This window comes from Xenorhabdus lircayensis (genome assembly GCF_016306625.1).
Taxonomy (GTDB): Bacteria; Pseudomonadota; Gammaproteobacteria; order Enterobacterales; family Enterobacteriaceae; genus Xenorhabdus; species Xenorhabdus lircayensis.
Window position 1 is genome coordinate 1 of sequence record NZ_JACOII010000012.1, and the last position, 6,644, is coordinate 6,644.

The window sequence follows — 6,644 nt, forward strand, 5'->3', positions numbered from 1 at the left end:
CTCACTGAAGCCGTTTAGGGGAAGTGTCCATTTCATTAATTCTGGATAAAGAACTGGCGAAGTGCCTGTTCCAGGAGCAAAGTTTTAGTGCACACCAAAAAATGCTCTAAAAAGGAACAGGCAATGAACAAACTAATTGAAATTTTCTGCGATGTCGATGGTGCGCTGGGAAAAGCTGTACTGTTCTTGCGGGTGAAAGTCCTGTCGTAGAAGGCAAACCAGACCACTACGTAGCGAGTCTTGCATCTCCGGCGGTAACAAAGGAGATGAAGCGTAGACAGCGAAACATTCGAGCCGAAACCAATAGGTGAACGTGATAACTCCGAAATTCGCTGATTGGGTTGTGCCGATGGTCTCGTCGAACCAGCAGGCAATAGTTTCTGAATGGGCACACTGGTGATTTTTTTTCCAGTCAGAAGCACACACCGGAGTCTCAGGCGTCGGCGAGTTTGTAGAGAACAGTGCGGAACCCAGGAGATCCTGACACCTCTCAAGGGAATGAGTATATCGGGCACAAGTGCCAAAACACAAGGCCTGAGAGATGGGTATCAGGAAGTCGGAGTCAGCCATAGTAGTGATGAAACGAGTAATGATCGCGGAGCGAAGGGCTGGCAGACAGATCGAACGTGAGAGGGAAACAATGACCGTACACAGCAACGACGGACAATCATGGTTAACAAAACTTGAGCGTATAGGCAAGAAATCAGCCTGTAACAAACAGCAGGTGTTCAATAAATTAGGGCATCTGCTGAACAGTGACATGCTGAAAGGACAACTCCTGCGGCTTGACGGGAATAAAGCGGTAGGTATTGATCGCATGACAAAAGCCGCTTACGGTGAACATCCTGATGGGAATATTCACAATCTCATCCTGCGAATACGCAGAGGGACGTATCGCCCGAAAGCCGCCAGAATCACGCAGATCCCGAAAGAGGATGGCAGTAAACGGCCACTGGCTATTTCGTGCATAGAGGACAAACTGGTGCAACTTGCAGTCAGTGATATTCTCAGCCGAATTTATGAGCCACTGTTTCTGCCGTGTTCATACGGGTTTCGGCCGGGATTAAATTGTCATGCGGCATTGAAGGAACTACAACAGCAAACATACCGTAACTGGAAGGGCGCGGTTGTGGAAATCGATATCCGAAAGTACTTTAACACGATACCGCATATTGAGTTGATGAATTTACTGCGGAAGAAGATATCAGATCGCCGTTTCCTCAGACTGATTGAGGTTTTAATAACGGCTCCCGTTATCGAAGGCAAACAGGTATCCGATAATGTCCTCGGATGCCCTCAAGGCTCAGCTATATCGCCGGTACTGGCCAATATCTACCTACACCATGTGATAGATGAATGGTTCGATGAAATCAGCCGTTCACACATTCATGGCCGGGCAGAAATGGTCAGGTACGCCGATGATAGGGTATTTACCTTTGAGTTCCTGAGTGAGGCAAAACGCTTCTATCAGGTATTGCCTAAACGACTGAGTAAATACGGTCTGGAGTTGCACAGTGATAAATCGCAGCTAATCCCTGCGGGGCACATTGCGGCAATGAGAGCCAATCAGTCGGGCAGACGCCTGCCTACATTTAACTTCCTGGGATTTACCTGCTATTGGGGGAAATCACGAAAAGGTGACTGGCGACTGGAATTTAGCAGCCGAAAAGACCGTTTCGCAGCCAAATTGAAGGGACTCAGGGACTTCCTCTGGAAGAACCTGAATACACCTGACAAAAGGTTCGTCCTGACTATCGTCATCAGGATAATCAGGGGCTGGATAAATTATCACGGTATTTCTGACAATCAGAGACGAGTTGGGCAGTTTATCTACCAAAGTAAGCGAATACTCTACAGATGGTTCAACCGGAAAGGAGGGCGTCGGGGGATAACGTGGGAGAAATTGACTCAAATCCTGAAATTGCTGGGTTATCCTTCAAGCTGGAGAATCCATTCAATGTTCAATTCTTGCTGAATAAGTGTGACGACTGGGGTCTGTCGGGAGCCGGATGCGGTAGTTCTGCACGTCCGGTTCTGAGGAGGGGCCTGCCCGGGTGACTGGGCAGGTCTACTCACCAAATGGGGTCATTCGTCGGGAATAAAAAGTGCCAACGCTGGTTATGGTCCGCTTGGGAGCCTCGTCTAAAACGCATCATTGCGCATGCTTTTGGTAGACGAAATAAGAAAACGTTGAAAAAGTTATTGAAAAAACTATTTAAATTCAAGATAGCCTTTGGGTGCACGGATAATTACCGTGCCTATAATTTACTGCCTTCAGCTAAGCATCTGGTTGGAAAATATTTTACTCAACGTATTGAACGTGACCAAAAAGCAATTGTCATTTTCTGAAGGCTACTTCACCAATTTATATGGCTTAAGACCAAGTGTACATATAACTTCTGATATTTCGTGCAATCGTCTTCTGAAAATGACAATTACTGTTTTTTATATGATAGCATGAAAATAAAAGTACAACGGCTGTAGTATTAGAATCAAAATTCTAATCAAATCTTTTTCTGGCCCATTTAATGACGATTGGCATCAATAGTGCTGCTGTTAGGAAAATGCCACCCAGAGTCATCCATCCCTGAATTCCACCATTTACCGCTATTAGCGTAACTACTGATGAACCCAACATCAAGCCTGTTGAGGTACTTGTGCTAAACAACCCCTGATACTGCCCATGCGCATTTGATGGGGCTAATTCATAAGCTAGTAACCAAGCTGCAGCGGATTGCAACATTTCACCCCATGCATGTAATAGACCGGCCACTATTAGTGAACTAATGAGCATCCCCCCAACTACTTGACTCGACAATCCAAAAAACACACAGGATGCTGCCAACATTCCTCCTGCTACTACAGTTGCCCATTTTGCCATAGCCAATGTTTCTGCTCGTTTACTGATCGATACCTGTAAGGCTACAACCATAATTGTGTTGATAATAAACATGATAGTAATCATCCACCGCGGGGCTGATGTATGGGTGGCAATCCACAGAGGCATACCAATTTCTAGAACTGCATATTGAAAAGACATCACCATATTGATAATTGCAAATGCCATATATGGAAGATCGCGAATAACAGCTAAAGCTGATGCAGCATGCTCGCGTGCAATGGCTGGTACTGATGGTAATCGAAATATCGATAGCATCGAAAGGACATATCCCATAGCAGCTACTACGATCAGAACCCGATATACAATTGGAGTATCAAATTGTAATCCCCATCCTGCCAGAATTGCACCTATTGCAAAACCAAGGTTGTTAGTCGAACGTAAATAAGCTCTAGTTTTGACCTGTTCTTCCGCTTTGACAACACGAGCGATCAAACCACCGCGTACTGCATTTCCTGCTCTATCAACGAACTGATGTAGACTGACAATCACGAGAAAGAGGGCAAATGAATCAATCAGTAAGTAACTAATTATAGCAATTGCTTCGAATCCCAATAAAATACTTAATAGCCCGCGAGGTCCGACTCGATCTGCTAAATGCCCCATAGGAACGCCTGATAACAATCCTGCACATGCTGCTACAGAAAATCCCAGACCTACTTGAGTGATAGACAACCCAACGACCTTTGTGAAGTAAACTGCCCCAAGTGCCGTCAATAAACCAAACCCAGTCGATTGTATTAGCATAGTAAAAGCAAGTAGGAGTACTACTCGTGTTGATGGTAACAGTTTCTTCCAGAATGGAATTACACGAAAAATGGTAAGCTGGTTCATGTTAAACTCTCTTTTTACTTATCATTATGTTTTTTAATATATTCTGTACCCGTCTTCATTGAAGGTATTTTATTTTTCCTTAGTTCCTGAAGAAGGCTTATCCCTATTTTGATGAATATTTTCGCTTAATTATCCATTATATAACCGGCTATTACAGCCAACTTCGTTCCCATTGGTATAACAATGGATTACACCCAATGAATCAGAACGATTATTTTTGAAAAATGCTCAGGTTGTGACCAGTTTAAATTGACCGATTCACTCCGATGAACAGAGCGATAACACAGGTAGATAATACCATTTTTTCATTTTTGTGATTTATCCCAAAATTAATTCAATCATTAACTCTATCTTGATGGTAGATTATAATTTACCATTATATTTCATATGTTATTTTGTATGTTTAATATATATCATACATCTAAATAGTGAGAGAAGATTATGCCAGAAATCCAGAGTGTAGTTGGTTTTTCTTTTATTGCATTGGGTATGGTTATTACACCAGGACCCAACATGATTTACCTTATTTCTCGTTCTATTTGTCAAGGCCGTATGGCTGGAGTAATTTCATTACTTGGAGTAGCCACTGGATTTGTTTTTTATATGTTTTGTGCTGCATTTGGCATTACTACTTTTTTGATGATAGTTCCTTTTGCTTATGACACATTAAGAATAGCTGGAGCATGTTATTTAATTTATCTTTCTTGGCAAGCAGTAAAACCGAGAGGTAAATCGCCATTTGAAATAAAAGAATTATTACCTGATAGTAATAGAAAATTATTCATGATGGGATTTATAACAAATTTACTTAACCCTAAGATTGCAGTGATGTATATTTCTTTATTACCTCAATTTATCTCACCAGATCATAGTTCTGTTCTATCTCAATCTCTATTTCTTGGGTTTACACAAATAGTTATTAGTATTACAGTTAATTACATTATTGTACTCAGCGCTGGCAATATAGCGCTACAGCTTTCCAACCGTCCAACATGGTTAAAATTCCAGCGTTACTTGATGGGTACAGTATTATTTGGATTAGCAACAAAAATGATAATTGACAATAATAATTAACAAATTTTTATTATGTGCTGGCTCAGGAGTTCCTTAGCTAGCGCAATTTTAGCTTCTATGTCTTCACCAGGTAAATCCTCTATCATGAAAATATTGCCTTCCAATAAATGAGTTATAAATGGTAATGCTTGTTTATTGACATCAATATCTCCTCCCTGAAAATATAACTTCATATTTTCATTATCCAGAATAAGAGGTTGTGTTGAGTTTTTTTGAAATTTGCTATCTAACTTAATGTCATAAAACATAAATGAGTGATCTACTAGAATACTGGCATCCATCAAATAAATGAATTTCTGTTTCACTTTATTTATCAAATTGTGCTGTATAGAACGGTCTAGTAGAGATAGTTGAAGCAACTCTAATGCGTTTTCTATAGCCGGTTGTGGCAATATGCTTCTAGGTTGTAATGAAACATTCTGGCGAAGAACCCTGCCTACATGTTGTTCTTGTGACAGATTATCAATTAGGGTATGTAATAAATCCTTAACCATTGGCATAGAAATAGAAAAGGTCAAATGTATTGATCGCTCTTGAATTGCAGCCACTTCATGAGGAGTGCCCTTTCGGTAAATACATTGCCATGCCTGGTTCTAGAAAAATATCATGGTATTCCCCACAAGGGTGCATAGCATATGCTTCATCGTAGGGTAATTGAGGATCAGGGTAAATATTTTCCTGCGGTATGCTTACTTGCCACCGTTTACAGCCTGCTAATTGCACCACTATAACATCTTCGTCATCGTAATGGCGTTCCAGTCCCTGAGTCTGTGGAGGTGTAACATAACAGTTACAATTAACGGCAGCATTCAACAAGTTACCTAATTCATTAGTCATCAGATAAATAGGGAAAACTTTATTCTGCATATCATTAAATACTAACGTGTAACCTTGTTCGAACAAGGTAGTAAGGAACGGGGGTGTTGGGGTACATTGAAGAATTTCCTCCTGTTGTTGCCCCTTAACGGCCACACGCACACCACCCCAGCAACCTTTTTCTTGGAAAATTAAATTAGGTAAGTTGATATGTTTTTGCAAATCATCAAGTATCTTTGGTTCCGCAATATTCCATTGATAAAATTGTTGCTGGTCTATTTTTTTCGTAAAAATTTCATACTGTTGTGGGTTAAAAACTTTCTCTAGAAAAGTATTATTCATCATGCCTCCTGAACAATTACAGCTCAATCTCTTCGCGGTCTATTTCTTCTTGTGTTAGCAAATTGAAGTCATTAAGACGATCTTCAAATGTTTGGAAAAAATAATCTTTGTTTCCTGGAATAGTGGCATAATGCTCAAATATCTCGGCAGAATAGTTTATATGACGAGCTTCATCACGGATTAAGATATCAGATATGTTCATCAACTTTTGGAGGTTTTTTTCTGGTGCATGTTTAATAAATGCTTCTCGTACCATATATTGAAGAACCAATGCTCGAATTTCTGTAATATGTACTTGAATTAACTGATCAATAGATTCAAGTTCAAATAACCGCTCTTCAAATGGGACTTTTTCAATCGGTGGATGCCTAGCAAGGGAATATTTAGGTTGCATTTCATCAATTTTCTTCCTGGTTTCATCATCAACATGATCAAGTACACCGGGAAAAGTTAACTTCAGTGCCGTAATAAACATAGTAGAATGCTTTGATTCATCTAAAGAATGCCGCCGAACGCGCTTAGCGTATTCTTCATTATCCAACATATTTGAAAAATTCCATATTTGCTGGGAACCATAACCTTCCAAACATGAATTTGGGTCATGTATTAAATGGTTAGATCTTGGTGTTAAAAATAATGTTCACGTTCAATAAAAGTTCCTATCACTTTATCGTGCATT

At 40.4% G+C, this 6,644-nt stretch carries 8 protein-coding genes and 1 pseudogene; 5 read left to right on the plus strand and 4 right to left on the minus strand.

Annotation, left to right across the window (positions count from 1 at the left end; translation table 11 throughout):
• The first annotated feature begins 87 nt into the window (after positions 1 to 87).
• The 4 genes and pseudogenes from H8A87_RS20145 to H8A87_RS01940 form a co-directional block, all read left to right on the plus strand.
• The gene (locus H8A87_RS20145; RefSeq protein WP_269749507.1) at positions 88 to 210 is read left to right on the plus strand and encodes a hypothetical protein; all 123 of its coding nucleotides are present in this window, start codon (positions 88 to 90) and stop codon (positions 208 to 210) included.
• A 288-nt stretch (positions 211 to 498) separates the two neighbouring features.
• Positions 499 to 630 (plus strand): hypothetical protein, encoded by a 132-nt coding sequence (locus tag H8A87_RS20150; protein WP_258087083.1) that lies wholly within the window; start codon positions 499 to 501, stop codon positions 628 to 630.
• A gap of 10 nt (positions 631 to 640) precedes the next feature.
• Complete coding sequence (locus tag H8A87_RS01935; RefSeq protein ID WP_198688336.1) at positions 641 to 1,975, plus strand: reverse transcriptase domain-containing protein; 1,335 nt, start codon at positions 641 to 643, stop codon at positions 1,973 to 1,975.
• 101 nt (positions 1,976 to 2,076) lie between these two features.
• A pseudogene (locus H8A87_RS01940) lies at positions 2,077 to 2,325 on the plus strand (IS1 family transposase); the annotation flags it as partial.
• A 175-nt stretch (positions 2,326 to 2,500) separates the two neighbouring features.
• Here the strand turns inward: H8A87_RS01940 and H8A87_RS01945 are convergent.
• Positions 2,501 to 3,733, minus strand: a complete 1,233-nt coding sequence (locus tag H8A87_RS01945; RefSeq protein ID WP_198688338.1) for an MFS transporter — start codon at positions 3,731 to 3,733, stop codon at positions 2,501 to 2,503.
• A gap of 441 nt (positions 3,734 to 4,174) precedes the next feature.
• On the opposite strand from H8A87_RS01945, the gene H8A87_RS01950 reads away from it, so the two are divergent.
• A complete protein-coding gene (locus H8A87_RS01950) occupies positions 4,175 to 4,807 on the plus strand; it encodes a LysE family translocator (protein ID WP_198688339.1) in 633 nt (210 codons plus the stop codon).
• Here the strand turns inward: H8A87_RS01950 and H8A87_RS01955 are convergent.
• From H8A87_RS01955 to H8A87_RS01965, 3 genes are read right to left on the minus strand one after another with little or no spacing between them, the layout of a single operon-like run.
• A complete protein-coding gene (locus H8A87_RS01955) occupies positions 4,804 to 5,355 on the minus strand; it encodes a hypothetical protein (RefSeq protein ID WP_198688340.1) in 552 nt (183 codons plus the stop codon). The genes H8A87_RS01950 and H8A87_RS01955 overlap by 4 nt on opposite strands.
• 1 nt (position 5,356) lies before the next feature.
• Positions 5,357 to 5,968 (minus strand): JmjC domain-containing protein, encoded by a 612-nt coding sequence (locus H8A87_RS01960; protein WP_198688341.1) that lies wholly within the window; start codon positions 5,966 to 5,968, stop codon positions 5,357 to 5,359.
• Between the two features lie 13 nt (positions 5,969 to 5,981).
• On the minus strand, positions 5,982 to 6,509 hold the full coding sequence (locus H8A87_RS01965; RefSeq protein ID WP_198688342.1) for a hypothetical protein: 528 nt from the start codon (positions 6,507 to 6,509) through the stop codon (positions 5,982 to 5,984).
• Between the last annotated feature and the right edge of the window lie 135 nt (positions 6,510 to 6,644).